We start from the raw sequence: 19,832 nt of genomic DNA on the forward strand, positions 1-19,832 counted from the left end.
GTTAAAGAGTATGGAAAAGCAATATTTGTACAATGCCATTAAATCTGGAGATGTGGTAAGTGTTAAGAATTTCTTTGAGTCATCGACAAATAAAGAAATATCTGATGCAATATTTGGTAATGTACAAGGTGGAAATGGTATATTGCAATATATACTTAAGCGGCATCAGCATGATAAAAGACCCGTTAATGTTGAGATATTTGGGGAAGTTTTAAGACATTGTAGCGATGATGTAATAAATACTAAGGATGCGAGTGGGGAATATCCATTGCTTCTTGCTGCAAGGACTGGATGGCAGTTTTTATGTCAATTCCAAAATATTCATTCAACACGTAAGACAAAACTTTTGAAGAGAGTTAATTGGAAAGTTACTGATAATCAAGGTCGCGGTGTATTAGTTAATGCTATACTTTCTGATGATCCTGAATGTTGTGATCTAGTGTTAAAATTACCAGATGCACTGTATCATGTTCGTGCTAGAGAAAATGATAACAGCAATATATTACATTGTCTTTTTAATAACTATACTGCTAAACCTGAACAAAAAGCAGTTTTTAATGTTGTACTTAATAAAATAAAATCATTATATGCAGGTATTGACAATGCAGAATCAAGTACAGGATTTGGTTTAAATAATTTATTAGATGAAAAAAATAAATTGGGAGAAACACCACTTCATTTACTTGCAAGGTCTGAATTAATTGGTAATTTAGAAGGTGAGATTGATTTTGACTATATATTAAAGAATTGCAATCTATTAGCACGTACTAAAAATAATGAGAGTGTTATTGATTTAGCAGTGAAGCACAATAATACTATTATACTTCCCTATATATTGAAAAGTGCTGAAAAGAGTTTTGAAAAACTGTGTTATAGGGAAAGCTTGGCACAGCAACAAAAATTACAACAACAGGGAGAGCAATCAGCACAGTTAGTAATACAACAAGAAAAATTGTTAGATTCAGAACATAGAGAAGAAATTAGAAGGGATATTTTGTATAGTAATTTGCGAGCAGCCTGTTCCGGTGAAGAGTTAAAAATCAAAAAGTTGTTGCAGGATATAGTGAAGTCAGATGAATCTGTTACCAAAATATTCGATATAAGTAAAATAAAATCTAAATTAGCACTAGAGGTAGTATTAGAAAAGCGAGCACAATTGCAACAAGAAATAGAGAGGCTGGAAGCTGGGATTTTTGATGATAGAGATAGTAAAAAGGTACAAGAAGGAAAGGCACTAAAAGTACGTTGCGAATTGGATGACATAACAATAATACGCAGTTACATAGATAGATTAGCAGAATTACAACGTAAGGTGAAACATGTACGACAAGAGATTAATGAGACAATAAAGAATGCAAGATTGCCATTATCAGGTATTGTAGAGATACTTGGACTACAAGTCAAATATCAAGAACTACTAAAAATAGAGAACGCACAGCGTGAAGTCGAGGAACTTTTATTTAAAAAAGTTGAATCTCAAAAACTTATGAAGAAAGAACTAGATTCACAAGTAGGGAAAGAGCTAAAAGTAATACAACAAGATCTACAAAGAAGCAGACAAGAATGCTTAAAGTTTATAGAAAAAGTATTAGATGACTTACAGCAAGAGTATCGACAAAGGGAAATATATGTGGAGGGGCTAGACGAACTAGAAAAAGAACAAAAGCGGGTAATGGAGTCTGAGGGAGAATTAAAACAAAACAGGCGAGATTTGCAAGTCGAAAGTGTGTTAACGAATCAATTACTCTTACGAGACGAAATATTAAATGCGATTCATGATTCACAACAGGCAAGTCAAGAAGAGGAGGTAGTACTATTAAATAGTAGGTTAAAATGTATTAATGCATTGGTAGACATAACAAAATCTATATTAGACCTAGAGGATAGGATAGCAGAGATAAAAAAACTACAAGTAGAACTGGGTCAAGTAAAAAAACAAGAAATAGTATCAGAATTTGCTGGAACATTAGTAAACCAAGACTCAAGATTGTTGATAGCGAAACACATTGTGTTATTAGATATGGAAATGCAGCTACAAAGAGATATTGTAAAACAGATACAAACAGGAGAGAGAGTAATAGAAAAGAGTAAAGGACAGGCAATATTCAGTGGTGTACAAGTACCATTATTAACAATGTCAGATCAGGAATTAGCATTAGAAGAACGCATACAAGGTGTGCAACGTCAATTACTAACATTGAGGAACTCATCATTAAGAACATTAGATAAACAATTATCAGAAGATAAACAATTATCAGATGAATCAGTAAAGCAATTAGGTAGGCAAGTAGAAGAACAACTCAAGAATTTAAGTAAACTGAAAGAATATGAAAATCAAACACAGGAAGCCATAAATGATATCCAAAAATCTCAGAAAACAGGAGAGGTGGTACCAGAACTACACATATTGCAAGAAGAGAAAAAAAGTATAGAAGAAGAATATAACCAAAGACTAAAAATAGTAGCGACATTACAAAAGGAAATAGCAGGAAAGAAAAAAGAAGGAATACAAGAAATTCTGCAAGAGTTAAAATGTGCTCTATTTGAGAATTTAGATGATAGTAATTTTAGAACCTTGTCTAATTACAAACGAGTACTTGGGAATTACTCTGCATATGATTCAGAATTAGTTTCAAGCATAGTTAAGGGATATAAGAGGTTCTCTAATATAAAAGAATGTCATCAATATTATAAAAGAGTTAATGATCTAGGTATTGATATTGGCATAATAAAACATCTTATTGCATCTAGGGATATTACATCAATTAGAAGAACATTTCGTGGACACGAAAGATCATTTAATCAAAATGCTTTTATAAAAGAAGTCATTAAAGTTAAAGATGATAATTTTTTAAATGATGTAGTAGCTGCTGTAGGTGTTTCTAGGGTGCTGGATTGTATGATAAATTGTTCAGAAAAAGAAGGACCTTTAAATTATATATCTCCTGAGGCTTTTATTAATATAACACATAGTCCATACATAGCCAATAGTGATTATCAGAAATTATCTCAGATATTTGCTAGGAATGGTGATTTATTTGATAAGGTTATAGAAGAAACGTCATCTCGTTATCTTATAGCTGATGATATTGCAAATATTATCTATGCTAATCGTAAAGATCCTGGTTGTACAGCAGTAATGATGCCTAAAGTAAAAAGGTTTCTATTTTGTTGTGTTAATCATGATCAAATGAAAGATCTTGAGTCGTTGTTGAAACATTTTCCATCTATGATCTATGATACAGAACATGGTAAAAGTTTATTAGAAACTGCATCGGATCTAGAAAATGTACCTTTAGTTAAGCATATAATTTCAGTGCATAGAGAAATGATTCTACAAGCTGCAAGAGATCATCAAGATGATGTATCACATTTGAGTGAGAATCTAATGAAATCTTTTGATGAAATTTCAGCAATTCATCACGAGGATGTTCTGAATATTTTGAAGGAGAATGCTGAATTTATTAGAACACTTGATCCTTCAGTAAGGTCTGTATTAGTGCTTAAGGTATTGGATAATGCTCAAAAATGTGGTAATACTGAACTTTTATTGTATTGTGCTAAGGTTTATCCTGAATTAACAAGCAAAGATCTAGATTATAATTATAATCCAGCACGTATATATGAGACTAAATCAAATTCAGCAACTATTAGCACAACTCCATTAAGTCAAGAAAAAAGTGTTCTAAAAGATATGTTCCCTTTATCAAGAGGTAATGTAGGTCAGTTTGGTATTTTATCACCATATGTATCAATAGTAAGGAGTGGTGATATTAAGAGATTTCAAGCAGAGATTGTTGATTTATTGAATGATAATGTAGCAAAATATGCTGAAAAAAGTCATGGAGAGATAGGGCATACTGTATTTACTTTAGTAGCAGCGCTTGGAAATGTTGAGCAATGGAATAAGCTAGTAAAGGGATATCAAGGTATAGCACAGGATAGAAAAACAAAAAATCTGTTTGTTGATATTGGTGATCCATTGAATGGAAATAAATTGTCTACTCTGCTTAGTCCATTTCAAGCTGCTGTTATTACATGCAACACGCCAATGATTAAGTATTTTATAGAAAATATTAAACCTAAAGAATTAGCAGCAGTATATGGTGATAATGGTGATAATGTTTTCCATACTATGATATCGGAAGATCAGTTTAACTTAGTTGAAGATATCATACATAATGGTAGATTTCCATCGGATATATTAGTGAAGGCATTTTTGCAGCCTAACAAGGAAGGTGTGACACCTTTTGCTATTGCAGCTCAGAAAGGGTACAAGAGAGTTTGTATAGGTTTTATTCATGAAATTGCACAACATAAAAATCATGCAAAAAATTTAATGATGAATGAATTTTTCGTCAAAGGTATTGTTGATAGTAAAGAGTGTGACTTACTGAAAGAGTTATTCAACATTGAAAATTATACTGGTAGATCTATATCTAAAAAGCGACTTAATTTAACAAAGCATAAAATAGAAGGACATAACTTATTAACTTATGCTTGTAAGGTTGGAGACGAAGAATTTATAAGATCTTTAATGAAGTATTATAATGAAAAAGACCTATTTGGTGTATTACAGGAGGTTGTTGATCCTAAATTAAATATTAAATCTGATATATTATATCTATTTCTATCAAATCTAATTTCTAGATCTACTGATCCTAATGTATTAGATAAAGTTTCACGGTCTGTTGTGCATAATGCTAATGCTTTAGCAGCTTTTAGTGTATTGGAAAGTGCTTCTGATCTTTCAATTAGCCAAAAATTCAGTATTGGAGATATTATTAAAAAAAATAAATCGGAAGCTTTAAGATACTTGATTGAGAAAAAAGGAGAAGACTTTTGGTTAGAATGTGATCAAGAGTTAAGTCATTTAGGATTAGCTGTTTGTTATCCGGATCTGTTAGGAGTATGTTGTGACTATTTAAAGAATAATCCTGAAATAGCAGTGGGGAATGATGTACTACCTTATGGTGCAATGTTATCTAATAATCTTGAATTATTGAAACAGCTTATAGAGAGGAATCCTGCGTTATTGTTAGCACAATATGATATTAAAACACCAGTATATAAGAAAATTGCTAAACAATTAGAAGGGAATTATAAGTGTAAGTTAAAATCTTCTGAGACACTATGTGATTTTGCGCAGAGAGAAAATGTTAATCCTAGTATAGTTAGCTATTTAGAACGAGTTTTTTTGAGATATTGCAATAATATTATGGATGGTACAAATAATCCAGTAGTTAGTGAAAGCTTACTACGTACGGTTGCAAAACATGCCGATGAGGTTATGTATCAATATCCGAAATTGTATGATTACACCATTAATCAGTGTATTAATTGTTTGAAAAGTGATATATTTCACTTGGTTAAAGAAGACAATGTTAAATTTTTACATGCAGTAGCTGAAAGATCTTATAAACATGCAATAGATGTAGGAGATAAGAAGCTTCAAGGTATTATCAAAAAGATGATTAACCAAATTAATCCTTCAAATGGATTATCTTTTTTTCAATATCTTGCGGTGCATGGTAACTATGATATGTATAACAGCATTAAGTTACTTTGTGGAGATATAAACTCAAAAACATCACAAAAAGCTAATTTAGCACATCTTTGTGCTTATAGTGGAATGAAAGATGAAGAAGGTAATTTTGAGTTTGAAAATTTAATTAAAGGCAATAAAAAATTAGCAGTAGCTTCAGATCGTAGAGGAAGAGGGATATTGTATCATGCTGCTGAGGGTCGTGTACAAAATTCAAAAGTACGTGAAGAAGCTATTAATCTAATATTATCGGAAAAATTAGATGCTAGTGTCGAAAAGCTACCAAAAAATAAGTATGATGAACAAGTTTTTGATGCTATTTTTGTTAGTGAAAATCCAGAAGTGTCTAATGACTTTTTAGCAAGAATTAGTACTAGAAAAAGATATGATTTTATTAAGCAACAAAAAAATTTGTTGCATATAGTGAAAAATACTTCTGATCCTTCAAGAAAGGAAGCCTTATTATCTTATGAGTATAAGTTTGCAAATCGTGCAGAAGCATTGGTTGGTAATCCTGAGGAGATTGATGATTCATCAAGGGTATCTCCACCAGTATCACTTCAGTCAGGAATAACTCAATCTGGTATTGGCGCAGAAGCTCTTCCATTTAGGGCTGGTAATCCTGAGGAGATTGATGATTCATCAATGGTATCACTTCAGTCAGGAATAACTCAATCTGGTAGTGGCGCAGAAGCTCTTCCATCTAGCCAGCATGCAGATTTATCGAGTTCATTAGCTGATGGTAACATAGCAAGTGATGATGATTTATCAGAAGATGATGTATTACCGGAAAGTGAAATTGTTGTTAGTAAAAACAAAAAGGAAATATTGGATAGTCAGAATGAAATAGAATCTCTGATTCAGGCAAAGGGAAGTTTTGATGATTATACTGCGGCAATTGATAGAGCTCCTAGTGCATCAGCATTACAACTTAGAACTTTATCAGAAGAAGCGTCTATTGCTGAGCGTGCTGTTTTGTCTGGTAATCTTGATTTTATAAAAGCTTTGGTGAATTCTAACAAGAAGTTAAATCCGAATATTACTGATAAAGATGGAAATACCTTATTACATAAATTTGTAGAATTTTTAAAAAGGAATCCAGAAAAGTTATTGGATAGGGAAGTATACAATTTATTTGCTGGGTTACTGCACAATCATAATTTTGATATTAATTGTAGAAATAAGTCTGGTGAGACAGCTCTTGATATGTTACTGGAGTTAGAAGGAAGTGATTCTACATTTATGGAGTCATTAACACGACATTCTCGGATAAATGAGTATCATGATAAAAGATTTAGTCAGGCAAAAAGTACATTTTTTGACTACAATTCTACTTATGATCTTAGCAATGAAATTAAAGAATCTAAAGTTCTACAGCATAAATTTAGTGATTTGTGTTATAAAATTTGTAGCAGTATTTTAAGTTATGAGTCTGTTAAATATAAAAGTGTTGCTGATGAAAATTATAAAAAACTACGAAAAATATTAAATGATGATGTTATTAGGAAAACTTTAGCTAATACAGATAGTGATGGTAACAATGTTTTTCAAAGATTGTTTAGAGACGTTGCTGCTGGGAAAATCAAGAATGATAATGTCAGATTGTTAGAACTTATTGAGACAGTTGTACGTTGTTTAAAAGATAAAGATCCAGAATTGCTACAAGATCTATTATTTAATAATAGAAATTTAAAATTTGAAAATGGGATGGAAACTATAGCATGTGTTCCTGGTACGTATACTTTAGTAAAAACACTAGAAGAATTATTAGGCAAAAGAAAAATATCTTATATATGTGATTTTAATTCTATGTTAGTAAATTGTGCTGAAGCTGGTAATGCTGATTTATATTGTTACCTTCGTGAAAGTTATGCATCTATTGGCATAAATAATGTAGATATACATAGTAATTCATCTTTACATAAAGCTGTTATGACTGGTTCAAAAGAAATGGTTGAAGCAGTATTATCAACTGGAAGTAATATAAATAGAAAGGATAAAGATGGTAATACACCTTTACATAGTTTGTTGATTTTTATGATATCTTCTCCTGATATGGTAACACTTAAACATATTGAACTTGTAGAATTTTTAGTATCCCGTGGTGCTTCACTTAATGTAAAAAATAGATTAGGAATCTTGCCACCTCAGTTGGCAAGATTTATTGATAATTCTGGAAAACTTAGTGAAAGATTTCTAGGTGAGCAAGTTGATGTTTTACAATCTTTGATAAATGGTAGAGATAAATATTACGGCATTAAATCTCAATGTATTTCTAACTTTAAAAATTGTGTTCAGTTAGGACAAGGCATGAAGTATGACGATATACGGTTTGATATAATAGGTGGTATATTGTCTACTAGTATGGGTGGTGGAAAATTACAAACAACTAAATTATTGAGTAGTGGTTTTTGTCAAGAGCATAGCTTACGAACAGTAAAATTTAATTTTTCTGATGAAGACAAAGGGTATGTGCAAAGTGTTGGTAAGAAAAGAAATTATGTTGTTACTAATGGATCTGTAAAACTTAAATTATCTTGGAAACCTGTTGTTCCAAAAGGTGCAAAAGAACAAGTGGTTAATGTTATAGTAAATTCTGATGGTAGTGTATTGTTGGATGGTCAGGATGTAAAAAAATATGGAAGGCATGGTGAAAAAATACATTTTGATCGCTGTTGCGTTTACCTTGGTGGAATAAAATTGGAAGATGCTTTAAGGAATGGTAGATGGAAGGAGCAAAGAAGTAAAGATTCTCCTATCAGTCAGAAAGTTAAATCTACAGATTCATTAGATAGAGATCATGAGTCTGACGATCCTGTAGGTCTGGATCCACAGACTAGTATGGCATCTCATCAATCTTTAGGAGCATCTGCATTAGATAGAGATCATGATGCTGACGATCCTGTAGGTCTGGATCCACAGACTAGTATGGCATCTCATCAATCTTTAGGAGCATCTAAATTTACGGTGGAAGAAAATAAAACATTGTTATTCCCTAAAGACCATTGGGATATGTCTTTATCTACAGATAAAGAGAAAACTATGATAGAGTCATTAGTGTCGAAATTACCGGACACATTATATTTACCGGAACAGAAAGCACACTTTTTAGATGCTAGACTTGACCTTACAAAGTATATGAGAGCTTTTGAAGTGTGTGTGAATTCTTCTGACAGAACAGGATTGCAAGGTAAACTGAAATCCTTATGTTCTTCATATGGTACGATGTTTTCAAGATATCGTGAAGCATTGGGTAGATTAAGCAGTGAAATGTTAAAACAAGAGTCTGTAAGTGAAACTTGTAAACAGATATTAAAAAAATATGGAAGTGATCTGCAGAGTATGTATATGTTACAGGGGATGCTAAAAGATTTATCATACCCAGAGAATGATCCAAGTAGAGAGTTAGTAAAACAAGTATGTCAGGATGAATCTATAAAATATGACAATATGTATAAAAAAATATATCAATCTGTGGGTTCATCATCTAAGTTTCCTTTAACAAGTTCTGAATCTACAGATTCTAGTTACAAATCTGTATATGGACAGTCTCCTCAATTAAAAACAGTGGAATCAAAAGATGTATCAGCTAAAATTAATGTAGATGTTTCTGATGATGGTTTACACAATGATATTATAACATCTAAAGTTTCAAGTTTAACTCAAGGCTCTGAAAATATTGAACCAGAAGCTCAGGGTTCAAATTCAGATCAAAGCCCTAAGAAGATAGAAGCAGCTGCTGATGATATACAGAAGGGGAAGAAAAAGGAACAGAGAATTTTAATGCAAGGATTGGTACCAAGAATTATAAAGGACGATAAAAAGAATGATAGCAAAAAAATTCCGACAATAGAACGTTCTTCATTTTCTAAAGATGTTCTCAAATTTTCTCAGAGCGGATTGAATGTGGAGCAGCATAGTGGTAACGCTGTGAAAGATTTATCTAAAAGAATAAGTCGAAGTGATACTGATCTTATAAATCCTGAAAAGGGGAAACGTTCTTCACCTATTTGTAGAGATGAAGATGTTCTCAAGTTTTCTCAGAGCGGATGGAATTTTAGTCGATGTAGTGATGACGTTGTGAAAAGTATACAGAAGAGATGGGAAGATAATTTGAGTCAATATAATAGTGACAATGATCTTTATAGATCGAGTTCTAAAGGGATGAGATCACCTATGAGATCAGAAGATGTAAAGCATAAATCTCAAGATCACCAAGGAAATTCTAATCCAGGTTTACAAGATGTGCCTTTGACAATTGGTGGTATAGATCAAGAATTTGTTAGTGATGCTTCATTAGGTTCTATAACGCCTTTGCCTTCTCCTAAGCCTAAGAATAAGTCAAAAGGGCAAAGTAGATAATGCTATTTATGAAAGTAGTGTTTTTATATTTATAAAATTCTTGTATAGCTACTAAAAGATAATATACTTTGAACAGGTATTTTTAATTTAAGGTTTATGTCTAATCTTAAAGCTTTATTGTCAAGAATAAAAAGCGTAAAATCTATACAAAAGACTACTAAGGTTATGCAGATGATATCTGCTGCTAAGTTGCATCGTGTTCAGCAGAAGTTAGAAAATGCTAAGAAGCATTTATTAGAACTTGGTTCTATTGTAGATTATGTTACTCCAATGACACATGATCTTATTCCTGTATCTAAGAAAGAAAAGATTTTGTTGATTGTAATGTCTTCTGACAGAGGGTTATGTGGTAACTTTAATAATTTAATAATTAAATTTACCAAATCTTATATCTCTAATTTAGAAAGTAATAATAAGGAGGTGAAATTAATTTTTTTGGTAAAAAAGCATATGATATGATGTATAACCAGTACTCAGATAAGATATTGGATGTATTTTCTAATACTAAATCTATTACAGATTTTTTGTATTTTAAGCTTTTTGTATATAATAGTGGTATTAATTTTGATCAATTTGATAATGTTATAATATTGTTTAATAAGTTTTATAGTACTATACTGCAAAAGCCTAGCGTACAGGAATTAATACCTTGTAATCTTGAAATTTCGGTATTGCTAAGAGAAGTGTATCAGTGTGAGCCAACATATATTGATGTTTTATCTACTGTAAGTTTGGGTTATATATTAAGTTTAATGTATGTTGCCTTTTTAGAAAATTCTGCTAGTGAACATTGTTCTCGTATGATTGCTATGGAATCTGCAAATCGGAATACTAAAGATATGTTGAATAAGTTAGCATTGGAATATAATCGTTCTAGACAAGCATCTATAACTACTGATCTAATAGAGATAATTAGCGGTTTTGAGTCATTAAATTAATAAGTGAGAATTTATGAGAAGTAATAAACCTTCTGATAGTGAAGCGGAAGAGGCTATTAATTTATTAATAAGATGGATAGGTGATGATCCAAATAGGGCAGGTCTTGTTGATACTGCTAAGCGTGTATTAAATGTTTATAAAGGTTTTTTTTCAGGTTATAAAGTAGATATGCTTTCTATTCGAGGATCGGTATTGTTTAATGAAGGTTATAACGATATGGTAATTTTAAAAGATACTGAATTTACTTCGTATTGTGAGCATCATATTGTTCCGATGAAAGGTAAGATCAGCATTGGATATATTCCTGATAAATTAATATTTGGTGTTGGTAAAATTGTTAAGTTGATTAATTGTTTCACGAAAAGATTGCAACTTCAAGAAAGATTAACCATGGAAATAGCGAAAGCTTTAAATGATTATTTACTTCCTAAAGGGACTATTGTTAATATTGAAGCAGTACATGATTGTGTTGCATGTTATAATGAACAAGATAAGAATAATTTGAAATTGCAAACAATTTATGCAATTGGAGTTTTCCAAGATAATATGGAGCTAAGGAGAGAGTTTTTTGCTAATATTGATTAATTGGAGGATAAATTGGAGATTTTAAATGTAGCTGAAGATGCTGTAAAAAGAATAAAGAGTATTGGTTATATTGGTGATGTAGTAATTTGTCAGAATAATAGGTTGTCTTTGTTACAACGTCTCCATAAAATTAGTGAGGTGATTCAATCTAAAAACTGTACAATAGGGATTAGGGTTATTGTAAATAATAATCAGTTTGCGTGTATTTCTGCTAATGAATTTTCTAATATTTCAAAATTTATAGATCAAGCTGTTGCTATGGCAAAATTATCTACAGGAGATCCATATATTTCTTTGTATGATGATTTTATTAATAGGGAAAATTTGCTCACTAGTAATGACCTAATGATATTAGACAATACTAATGTTACAGTTGATCAATGTAAAAAAATTACTGAAAGCATGGAAAATACTGCGTTATCTTATGACAGTAAGGTTATCAATTCAGAAGGATCTTCATTTTCTAGTGGTACAACGAATCTTGTTTTAGCAACTTCAAATGGGTTTATAGGTACTTATAGTAAATCTAATTTTACAAGTAGTATTTCTGTTATTGCTGGTATGGGTGATAAAATGGAAGTAGGATATGATTTTTCTTCTGTATGCAATTTAGATGATATGAAAGATCCAATAAAAATGGGAGAAGAAGCTGCATTAAGAGCAATTAATAGATTAGATCCTGGAAAAATACAAACCTGCAAAATGTCAGTTGTAGTCGAAAATAGAGTAGCTAGTACATTATTAAAAAACTTTGCAAGTGCTATAAGAGGAGATAACATAGCCAATGAAGCTTCGTTTTTAAGTAATCATATTAATAAAAAAATTTTTCCAGATAACGTTTTTATAATAGATGATCCATTAATGGTATCTGGTCTGTCTTCTAGGCCTTTTGATGGGGAAGGAGTTGTTGGAAGTAAAAAGTTAGTAGTAGAAAATGGTATCTTGAGAAGTTGGATTCTAGATATACGTTCAGCTAATAAATTAAAGCTTAAAACTACTGGAAATGCTGTAAGGCATTCTAATGCATCAGTAACTCCTGGAGTTAGTAATTTTTATATACAAAATGGAACTTTATCTGTTCAAGAATTAATGTCAGATATAAAAAATGGACTTTATATTACTGATCTTTTTGGTTTTGGTATTAACTTAATTACTGGTGATTACAGTCAAGGTGCATCAGGATTTTTTATAGAAAATGGCAAAATATCCTATCCAGTAAATGGAATTACAATTGCTAGTAAACTACAGCATATGTTTTCTAGAATGTCGATTGCAAATGATTTGGTGTTTCTTGGTTCAGTAAATTCTCCTACAATAAGGATAGATGATGTTACAGTTGCTGGATAGTGAAAATTTTAATAGTGTTTTTCTTGTGATTTATAATCAAAAGATTCTGGTGATATCTATCTTATAATAAGTTACTGTATATCATTTATTAATAACATGTTTTAAATATTAGTTATAGCTGTTGGTGGTATGAGTCCATTTTTTAGCTCAAAGTTTTATATTTTATATAAGTGTTTTAAACGTGATTGTTTTCAAATGATATAAAAATTCTTGTTATCAAGTTGTCTTGTGAGGAATAGCAAATATATACATATTTTTATGTTTTATTTCTTCAACTAACATTATAGATAAGGTAATTAATTATGCTGGAAATATTAGTTATTATTCAATAATAGAAATTGGTTCAGGATTCAGTACAATGACTTGTTCTATATTAAAAAAATCCAAAGGGATTAAAATTATATTTTATTTGTTGATATTGTGTTTGGTATATCATTTATGAATTTTTGATATTCTAGCTTTTATTATATTTATATCAGCATACAGTATACTATCAATCTTTAGGAGGGGTTTTAAAAATTTTATGATTCTGTTTAGTGATGTATTTTTTTATAATATGAATACATTACATATAGTATTATTATATAATATTTCTAGATAAATTTTCTTGTTTAGTTTAAGGTATTAGCATGAAATTTGGCTAATATATGAGAAAAATATGATTGATTATACGACTGATATTGCAGTAATAGGAGCTGGTCCTGTTGGGATATTTACTGTATTTCAAGCTGGTATGCTCAAAATGCAATGTTGTGTTATCGATGCATTAAATGAAATTGGAGGACAGTGTGTAGCATTGTATCCAGAAAAGCCAATATATGATATTCCTGGGTATCCAATAATTAATGCTAAAGAGTTAATAGATAATTTAAGAAAACAGTCTGAGCCTTTTAGTCCTAAATATTTATTGGGACAAGTTGCTGAAAAGATAGAAGATTATTCAGATTATTTTTTAATAAGGACTAACAAAGGAATTGTAGTACAAAGTAAAGTTATTGTAATTGCTGCTGGAGCTGGAGCATTTGGTCCAAATCGCCCTCCTATAGATAATATTCTTGATTATGAAAACAAGTCAGTATTTTATCAAGTGAGGAAAATTTCAGATTTTTCTAATAAAAATATCATGATAGCAGGGGGAGGTGATTCAGCTGCTGATTGGGCAGTTGAACTTTCTAAAATTGCTAAACAATTATATATAGTGCATAGGAGGAAAAATTTTCGTTGTGCTCCTAATACTGCATTACAAATAGATAATTTGTCACGAAGCGGAAAAATTAAAATTATTGTTCCGTATCAGATTAAGGAGTTATATGGTGAAAAAGGGGAATTACATTCTGTAGTTCTTAAAAATATCACGAATCAGGAAGAAATGATACTACAAGTTGATTATTTATTTCCATTTTTTGGTACATCTGCAAATCTTGGTCCTATGTTGAATTGGGAAATAGAAATAAGAAATTATCAAATGCTTGTTGATGTTAGGACTTGTAAAACAAATCGCGATAGAATATATGCAGTTGGTGATATAGCTACATATCCAGGAAAGCTTAAGTTGATACTGACAGGGTTTTCAGAATCTGCAATGGCATGTCATCATATATATCATGTGATATATCCTAATTCTCCATTAAATTTTCAATATTCTACTTCAAAAGGTATACCGAAAAATTGAAACATTTCCAGATAATCTAGCTTGTTATGTAGATTATGATAGGTGTAATAGTGAGCATAATTTCCTATCTAATAGATATAATATAGGTAGTACCAATTATATATAACTTGCAATTTTACAAAATTGTTCTATTGATAAATTTTCAGGGCGTAAATTATTAGCAATATTAAGAGATTGTAGAATTTCATCTGCATTATGAGTAAGTTTTTTTAGTGTAGAGCGTATCATTTTACGGCGTTCACTAAATGTTGTTTTTAATACTTGAAATAATTTATTGTGATTTACATGAAATCTAGGTTCTGATAATACAATTATATTGATTACAGATGACATGACTTTAGGTTGAGGTGAAAATATTTCTGGTCCAAAATCTTCCATTTTATATGTATTAGATAACAACTGAATAAGTATAGATAGGATCCCATAGCTTTTGCTATTTGGTTGTGCTACTATACGATCTGCTACTTCTTTTTGAAACATTAATGTAAAACTAGTAAAAAAATTAATATAATCTGTCCATTTTATCAATAAAGGAGTTGCGATATGGTAAGGTAAATTTGCTATGACTTTTACTGGAGGTTCAACTATATTCCGTAAATCAATATTCAGTGCATCTGACAATATAAATTCATATTTTCCTTGATATTCTTTAACTATTTTCTCATGTATTGGTAATAATCTACTGTCTTTTTCGATAGAAATTAATTTCTTTGGATTTTGGTTTAATATAGAATAAGTCATTGTACCGAGTCCTGGACCGATTTCTATTATTGAATAATCGCTAATATTTCCAGCATAATTAACTATCTTGTCTGTAATGTTAGTTGAAGAAATAAAACATTGGCTTAATTCTTTTTTAGGATTTATCTTGTTAAGATTATGCATAATTAAAATGATGTAATGATAAATTATGCTTATTATACATGCAAAATAATATAATTAGATAAAAATATGATTTCTAGGTATTGACTTTATAATATTATATCATATAAAATTATGTGGAATTCTAGCCGGCTTAGCTCAATTGGTAGAGCATCTGATTTGTAATCAGAGGGTTATGAGTTCAAGTCTTATAGCCGGCACACATTTTATAGTAATTTTTTATGTCATTGCTCATCGTTGCTAATTGGAAGATGTATGGTGACTTTCTTACCTTTTCCTCTTTTACAAAAGAATTAAGTGCTAACCTAATTAATGTAAAAGCTGATGTGGAGATAGTAGTATGTCCGCCTTTTATTGCATTGTCTAAGATAGTTGATTGTATTCCTAATATAAAACTTGGTGCACAGAATTGTTTTTATGAAGCTGAGGGAAAATATACAGGAGAAGTTAGTGCTAAGATGTTATATAGCTGTGGATGTAGTTATGTAATAGTAGGTCACTCTGAAAGAAGAAACATGTTTCATGAATCTGATCATTGTGTACAGTTAAAAGCAAATGCTGCAATTAATGCAGGATTGATACCAATCATTTGTATTGGAGAAACTTTGTTGGATAGGGAAAGTGCTATGCTAAGAGATGCTTTGTTAAATCAATGTTATAATTCTTTTCCCAAGCATGGCAAATTCATTATTGCGTATGAGCCTGTATGGGCGATAGGAAGCAATAGTATACCTTCTATTGATATGATAATTGAATCTTTAAATATTATTAGGTCATATGACAGTACATCTGACATTATATACGGTGGTGCAGTAAGTCAAAATAATATAAAAGATGTGATTGGTATAAACCAATTATCTGGTGTATTGGTTGGTGGTGCGAGTTTAAGATTAGATAGTTTTTGTAATATAATATATGGTGCTATAAATGTGAGGCAAAGCTAATGAAAAAAATGTTGGTTATATGTTCATTTATTATTAGTATGCTTTTTAATAATGCAATTGCCTCACCAGAGGCAGGTAGTTTAGACAAACAATATATCTTGATTGGTACTGGTTCTATGACAGGAGTATATTATCCAATAGGGGGTAGTATCTGTAGATTAATGACAACTGATTATGGTAAAGATGATAGTAAGGTAATTTGTTCTATTTCTTCTACTACTGGAAGTGTATATAACCTGAATTCTATACGTTATTCAAATATGGATGTAGGTATTGTTCAATCAGATTTAGAGTACTATGCTTATAATGGACTAGGATTTTATGAGAAGATGCCTCCGATGGATAATTTAAGAATATTAGCATCTTTACATAGGGAATACATTACTATTGTTGTTAGAAAGGACTCTGGTATATCAGTGATTGATGATATAAAAGGCAAAAGAGTGAATATTGGTAGTCCTGGTACTGGTGTAAGAGTAGCAATGTCAAAGCTATTAAAGGAAAAAGGTTGGACTAGAAGGGATTTTTCTGTTATGGCAGAATTAAAATCGTCAGAACAGGCGCAAGCTTTATGTGATAATAAAATTGATGTAATGGTAGATGTAATCGGGCATCCTAATGCCTCTATTCAGGAAGCATCTGCGACTTGTGATATAACATTTATTCCTTTGGATGATAAATTAATAGCAGATTTACATGCTAAGTATCCTTATTATCAAAGGGATATTATCAATGGTAAATTATATAACAATCCATCAGATATACAGACTGTATCAGTAAAGGCATCGCTAGTTACAACTACAGAATTAAGTGACGATTTAGCATATAAGATAGTAAAATCTATAGTAACTCATTTACGAGAGCTGCGTGGTATTACTGGAGCTTTAAAAACTCTTACTCTGCAAGATATGGCGAAATCAGATATTACTCCTATGCATGATGGTGCTAAGCGTTATTATAAGGAAATTGGGGCTATAGAATAAAAAGTGTGAATAAATCAGTAAAAATAGTACTTGGTATAGAAACAAGTTGTGATGAGACTGCTGTTGCTATTGTAAATAACAATAAAGAGGTTTTATCGCATAAAATTCTTTCGCAGCAAGAGCATTCAGTATATGGTGGAGTTGTTCCAGAAATTGCTTCTCGTGCTCATATTAACTATTTATATGGTTTAATTGTTAACTGTATAGAAGAATCACAAGTTTCTTTAAGTAATATCGATGCTATTGCTGTTACTGCTGGTCCAGGACTTATTGGTGGATTGATAGTTGGTGTAATGATGGCTAAAGCAATTGCTAGTGTTACTGGTAAACCTATTATTGAAATCAATCATTTAGAAGCTCATGCTTTAATTATTCGTATGTTTTGCGAAATTGATTTTCCATTTCTATTATTAGTGATATCTGGAGGACATTGTCAATTTTTGGTGGCTTATGATGTAGGATGTTATTATAAGTTAGGTTCTTCTTTAGATGATTCTTTGGGAGAGGTGTTTGATAAAGTAGCAAGGATGTTAAATCTTGGATATCCTGGAGGACCAATTATTGAAGAAAAGTCTTTGTCTGGTGATGGTAGAAACTTTATTTTACCACGAGCATTAACTAATCGTTCTGGGTGTGATTTTTCATTTTCTGGTCTTAAAACTGCTGTAAGAAATATTATTGCAAATCAGGAATGTATAAATCATAAATTCGTATGTGATATTTCAGCATCTTTTCAAGATTGTGTTGGTGATATATTAGTAAATAGAATTAATAATGCAATTGTAATGTCGAAGGCTATGGATCAGAGAATTCATAAGTTAGTAGTTACTGGTGGTGTTGCAGCTAATAAATTATTACGTAGTCGTATATTGATGTGTGCAGATGATAATAATTTTGAAGTGTTATATCCTCCGAGTAAATTGTGTACTGATAATGGAATTATGATAGGATGGGCTGGTATTGAAAATTTAGCAAAAGGTTATATTTCAAATTTAGATTTTGCTCCAAAAGCAAGATGGCCTTTAGAGAATTTAAAATTTAGTCTATCAAAGAAGTAACTAACTTTTTGCTATTATCATAATAATGACTGCATTGATAATTACAATTTTGATATATCTTGTATAGCAGGAGCTTTTAAAGCATCAGTTTAGATTTTACTTTAAAAGTAAAAGGTTTAGTATGCTAAAAAAGAGTATGAATTTTTAGCATTCTTATAATAATTATGCATTAATAATTGTATTAGCGTTATTGCTTAAGTTATAATTAAATTTTATGCTTTACTTAGCAATTCTTTAGAAAGCATATCTTTATATTTAGACTAAAATTTTATAATATTATGCAGTATATACTTGATATATATTTAGATATTTTGTGTGTAGAAAGTGTTTAGTTAAAGCTATTGAATAGTTATGGTGATATTTTTTGGTTTATTCGATATTATGATTTGATTTGTAATAAAAAAATACTAGCTAACAGGTATTGGTGTATGTTCTCCAGTAAATTAGTCTTGTGATGTTATGAGATAAATGGATAATATCTTAAGTACTATATAAACATGATATAGATAAACAATAAAGAAATTGCATCAGAGTTGAACTATTAAAATTTTTTTATATTATTACAGTGTTTAAATACGCTGGGAAGAATGTACTGATTACTAAGAGTCATATATATACTGAAAAATCTAAATTCGAATTTTCAGTAGGAACACGTGAAAGTACTAAAAATTACATTATATATATATTTTAAAATACTTATTTTAATAATATGCTTTCTTTATTTTTAATAATAATCATGAATTATGGTTATTATGATACTTTTTTAAGCTTTTATTAGTTACTACGACGGTGTTTGCTATTTTATCATGCCATGTTTGTTTGCGTTTATTGAAATTACACCATAATATTCCCAAGCATAACGGTAGAGAAGAAACAATAGATCCAAAAATACGTTTAGTTGATTGAGATAGTGTTATTTTTTGCAAAGTTGTAGCATCAACAACTCTTAACCCTGTCAAAAATTTTCCTAATGTTGCAGAAAATTTAACCCAGCTATACGTGGCATATATGTAAAGTGCAATGATTTGAATAATTTGTCCACAAATGGCTTTATATACATATCTATTTTTAATTTGTTCTTCTTGTTCAGTTAATGGTGCACTCATTTTATATTTTTCTATAATTTTTATTACAGTATTATCTGTTTGCTCATACATAAAGAAATAAGAATATACATTATGTATAATTTGTAGTATAAATATTAAAATAGTCAGGTCTATTAATATGCTACTAAATCTCCTTATTCCTCCTGAATAGCAAAGTTTATTATCATCTTGATCTTGTTTATTTTTTTTTAAAAAAGGCAAGTAACTATATAAAAACATTTTTACATTATTTCCAATTATTTCAACATTGATATTTATACTATATAAAATTAAATACAATAGTATTTTGTAAAAAGTTATGAGTCTAATGTCGAAAAAATTTATAATAAAGTAAGAATTTGTTAGGTATTTTTGTTGAATTTCTGTTAATAGTAATATATCCTCGCCTTTACAATTTTTATTTATCTAT

Annotated in this window: 9 protein-coding genes, 1 tRNA gene and 1 pseudogene; 9 read left to right on the forward strand and 2 right to left on the reverse strand. The window is 30.3% G+C overall.

Annotated elements, in window-relative coordinates; all coding sequences use genetic code 11:
* Positions 1-10 precede the first annotated feature (10 nt).
* The 5 genes and pseudogenes from MR76_RS02000 to MR76_RS02020 all read left to right on the forward strand — a co-directional run bounded on the left by MR76_RS02000 (position 11) and on the right by MR76_RS02020 (position 14,450).
* Positions 11-9,907, forward strand: a complete 9,897-nt coding sequence (locus MR76_RS02000; RefSeq protein WP_024072027.1) for an ankyrin repeat domain-containing protein — start codon at positions 11-13, stop codon at positions 9,905-9,907.
* A gap of 96 nt (positions 9,908-10,003) precedes the next feature.
* Positions 10,004-10,845: pseudogene (gene atpG / locus MR76_RS02005) on the forward strand (ATP synthase F1 subunit gamma).
* 13 nt (positions 10,846-10,858) lie between these two features.
* Positions 10,859-11,431: a GTP cyclohydrolase I gene (gene folE / locus MR76_RS02010; protein ID WP_024072028.1), complete on the forward strand. Its 573-nt coding sequence runs from the start codon at positions 10,859-10,861 to the stop codon at positions 11,429-11,431.
* A gap of 12 nt (positions 11,432-11,443) precedes the next feature.
* Positions 11,444-12,778 carry a TldD/PmbA family protein gene (locus tag MR76_RS02015; RefSeq protein WP_024072029.1) on the forward strand — a complete coding sequence of 445 codons (1,335 nt, stop codon included), beginning with the start codon at positions 11,444-11,446 and terminating at the stop codon, positions 12,776-12,778.
* A 658-nt stretch (positions 12,779-13,436) separates the two neighbouring features.
* Positions 13,437-14,450, forward strand: coding sequence for an NAD(P)/FAD-dependent oxidoreductase (locus MR76_RS02020; protein ID WP_024072030.1), 1,014 nt, complete (start codon positions 13,437-13,439; stop codon positions 14,448-14,450).
* 96 nt (positions 14,451-14,546) lie between these two features.
* Here the strand turns inward: MR76_RS02020 and rsmA are convergent, their stop codons facing one another.
* Positions 14,547-15,335: a 16S rRNA (adenine(1518)-N(6)/adenine(1519)-N(6))-dimethyltransferase RsmA gene (gene rsmA, locus MR76_RS02025; RefSeq protein ID WP_024072031.1), complete on the reverse strand. Its 789-nt coding sequence runs from the start codon at positions 15,333-15,335 to the stop codon at positions 14,547-14,549.
* 124 nt (positions 15,336-15,459) lie between these two features.
* Here rsmA and MR76_RS02030 point away from each other — a divergent pair.
* From MR76_RS02030 to tsaD, 4 genes are all read left to right on the forward strand, one after another.
* Positions 15,460-15,532: transfer RNA gene (locus MR76_RS02030), tRNA-Thr, on the forward strand.
* Between the two features lie 21 nt (positions 15,533-15,553).
* A complete protein-coding gene (locus tag MR76_RS02035) occupies positions 15,554-16,276 on the forward strand; it encodes a triosephosphate isomerase (protein WP_024072032.1) in 723 nt (240 codons plus the stop codon).
* On the forward strand, positions 16,276-17,259 hold the full coding sequence (locus MR76_RS02040; protein WP_024072033.1) for a TAXI family TRAP transporter solute-binding subunit: 984 nt from the start codon (positions 16,276-16,278) through the stop codon (positions 17,257-17,259). Before MR76_RS02035 ends, MR76_RS02040 begins: the two co-directional genes overlap by 1 nt.
* Before the next feature lie 5 nt (positions 17,260-17,264).
* Positions 17,265-18,317 (forward strand): tRNA (adenosine(37)-N6)-threonylcarbamoyltransferase complex transferase subunit TsaD, encoded by a 1,053-nt coding sequence (gene tsaD / locus MR76_RS02045; protein WP_024072034.1) that lies wholly within the window; start codon positions 17,265-17,267, stop codon positions 18,315-18,317.
* A 734-nt stretch (positions 18,318-19,051) separates the two neighbouring features.
* Here tsaD and MR76_RS02050 read toward each other — a convergent pair.
* Positions 19,052-19,642 carry an RDD family protein gene (locus MR76_RS02050; protein ID WP_024072035.1) on the reverse strand — a complete coding sequence of 197 codons (591 nt, stop codon included), beginning with the start codon at positions 19,640-19,642 and terminating at the stop codon, positions 19,052-19,054.
* Between the last annotated feature and the right edge of the window lie 190 nt (positions 19,643-19,832).

Source organism: Ehrlichia muris AS145, assembly GCF_000508225.1.
GTDB lineage: Bacteria > Pseudomonadota > Alphaproteobacteria > Rickettsiales > Anaplasmataceae > Ehrlichia > Ehrlichia muris.

What these genes read in the sequence shown, in the direction of transcription:
- MR76_RS02000 (WP_024072027.1), top strand. Translation starts at nt 11, where the DNA reads ATGGAAAAGCAATATTTGTACAATGCCATTAAATCTGGAGATGTGGTA.
- folE (WP_024072028.1), top strand. Translation starts at nt 10,859, where the DNA reads ATGAGAAGTAATAAACCTTCTGATAGTGAAGCGGAAGAGGCTATTAAT.
- MR76_RS02020 (WP_024072030.1), top strand. Translation starts at nt 13,437, where the DNA reads ATGATTGATTATACGACTGATATTGCAGTAATAGGAGCTGGTCCTGTT.
- rsmA (WP_024072031.1), bottom strand. Translation starts at nt 15,335, where the DNA reads ATGCATAATCTTAACAAGATAAATCCTAAAAAAGAATTAAGCCAATGT.
- MR76_RS02035 (WP_024072032.1), top strand. Translation starts at nt 15,554, where the DNA reads ATGTCATTGCTCATCGTTGCTAATTGGAAGATGTATGGTGACTTTCTT.
- MR76_RS02040 (WP_024072033.1), top strand. Translation starts at nt 16,276, where the DNA reads ATGAAAAAAATGTTGGTTATATGTTCATTTATTATTAGTATGCTTTTT.
- MR76_RS02050 (WP_024072035.1), bottom strand. Translation starts at nt 19,642, where the DNA reads ATGTTTTTATATAGTTACTTGCCTTTTTTAAAAAAAAATAAACAAGAT.